The 1,624-nt window shown below is 69.2% G+C and carries 1 protein-coding gene; it reads right to left on the bottom strand.

From position 1 onward, the window contains the following. Positions 1-83: 83 nt before the first annotated feature. Positions 84-1,499: an IS1380 family transposase gene (locus ACGFK0_RS37640; RefSeq protein WP_392913559.1), complete on the bottom strand. Its 1,416-nt coding sequence runs from the start codon at positions 1,497-1,499 to the stop codon at positions 84-86. Positions 1,500-1,624: the final 125 nt, after the last annotated feature.

Raw genomic sequence — 1,624 nt, 5'->3', positions numbered from 1 at the left:
GGGGGTGCGGATCGGGGGTGGGATGCGCCGGCGGGCGCGGTGACTGTGATGGTCGTCGGGAACGGTGACCGGGTCGGGGCGGGTCAGGCCACTGTCGCTGGTGGTGGGTCGTGGACGGCCCGGAAGGTGTTCATCCACTCGGCCTGCCAGCGCCAGTGCTCGGGCAGGTGCACGGTGATGTGCCCTGCTGGTCCTGCCGGGCCGTGCCGGGCGAGCCGGGCCGGAACGCTGATCAGGTGGCGGCGCAGGGTGGCGCCGCGGGCACGCGCGTGGAACGCCGAGGCCAGGGTGCCGGTGGCGCGTAGCAGGTTGTGGGTGATGGCCGCGCAGGTGAGCCATGCGGCGTTGGCGTTGAAGTCGCCAGAGGGCAGATGCGCCAGCGGCCCGTCGATCAGGTCGGCGTTGACCTGCTCGATGATGGCGTGGTCGCGGTGCTGGGCCTCGGCTTGGACCAAGGTGAACGGGCTGTCGGTGAAGACCGGGTGGTAGCGGTAGGCCGGGAACAGTTCGTCCTGCCCGCTGGCGGCTTGAGGGTTGAGCCGTTTGACCCGGCGCACGATAAGGCGGGCGGTCACCGGGTTGTTCTTGGAGGCGAAAGCGGTGTAGCCGACCTCTGCGATCTGGGCGTCCGACACCCACCCGCCGGCCTGAGCATCGAAGATGGCCTTCGGGTAATCGATGGAGATCCAGGAGGTCTCGGGGATGGCCGCGATCGCGGCCTTGATCTTGGGATCCATCTTGGCGGTGACCGAGAAGCACACGCCCGCCGCCTGGCAGGCTCCGATGACCTGTTCGCTGTAGAACGCCGAGTCACCGCGCATCACCAGCAGGCCACTGGCCCCGGCGGACCGGGCCGTGCCGATCTGCTCGCGCACGAACCAGGATGCTCCGCGGGCTGAGGCGCTCTTCCCGCCGCGCAGCCGGGTGCCGGTCACCACCGGCGCGGCCACCGGCGTCGACAGGCTCGCCGCCAGCACATTCAGCCCCTTGACCAGCACGCTCTTGCCTTGAATCTTGGTATGGCCGAACCCGGCACCCTGCTTGGCGTACCCGTAGGTGCGGCGCTGCATCGAGTCCACATCCAGGAACGCCAGCACGTCCGCGCCGGGCAGCAGCGGCGTGTGCGCCGCGAGCCGGGCCAGCAGTACACGCGCCGTCTTCTCCAACTGGCGGACGTTGCCCCAGGTGAACGCGCGCAGGAACGACCCGAGCGTGGACGGGGCGCGCACGCCGGTGAACAGCTTGTCCATCCCGCCGTGCCGCAGCACGTCCAGATCGTCGATGCTGTCGGCCCCGGCCAGCATCCCGGCCACCACCGAGGCGACCTTGACCGGCGCGTTCGCCCCGTCCCGGCACCGGAGCGACACGTGCTCGCCGACCAGCGAGGCCAGGCCACAGCGCTCGGCCAGCCGCATCGCCGGCACCAGGCCCGCGTACGCGATCACATGCTCGTCATCGAACGCCGCATGCGTCTTGGCAGCGGCGTGAAACAATCGCACTTGAGAGGTGTCCGTTCAATCTGGCTGCTGGAAGCGTAGAGAACTCCCATCATCCCAGGTTGCAGGGCACCTCTCCTCATATCGCGGCTTTCATCGCATTACCAACCCCGTGGATCCAGGCTCAG

The organism is Spirillospora sp. NPDC048823 (assembly GCF_043198445.1).
In the GTDB taxonomy this organism is placed as follows: domain Bacteria; phylum Actinomycetota; class Actinomycetes; order Streptosporangiales; family Streptosporangiaceae; genus Spirillospora.
The sequence above is the reverse complement of the archived record's forward strand: the minus strand, read 5'-3'. Positions and strand labels throughout refer to the sequence as shown.